General features: G+C 36.7%; 1 protein-coding gene. It reads left to right on the top strand.

Going from position 1 to position 297, the window contains the following annotated elements; translation table 11 throughout:
- Nucleotides 1-198 (top strand): hypothetical protein (locus tag PZE06_RS28215; protein WP_275792429.1); only part of this gene is annotated, 198 nt, incomplete at its 5' end.
- Nucleotides 199-297: the final 99 nt, after the last annotated feature.

Below are 297 nucleotides of genomic sequence, written 5' to 3'. Positions count from 1 at the left end.
AACTATTTGACTATGCTTAATATTTCAAGGTTTTCCAGTAAAATAAAGATAGTTTCTATCCTAAAGACTGCCCGCAAACGCTCGTTTTCTTCATGGCTTCGCCCTGTCCTCTGCCCGTTACCAACTATGGTAACTTCGCTCCTCCCAAGGCTTCGCTTTCATGATGTGACAAACGTTATTAATCAGCCTGAAGGGTAATGGCTATCTATCTTTTTTAAATTTGTCCATACTATTGTTTCTTTCCTATCATTTATTTAGACAAGAACTGCAAGATTTTTAGTTTTCACGACAATTTTT

The sequence above is a fragment of the Robertmurraya sp. DFI.2.37 genome (genome assembly GCF_029211245.1).
Lineage (GTDB): Bacteria > Bacillota > Bacilli > Bacillales > Cytobacillaceae > Robertmurraya > Robertmurraya methanolica_A.
The sequence above is the reverse complement of the archived record's forward strand: the minus strand, read 5'-3'. Positions and strand labels throughout refer to the sequence as shown.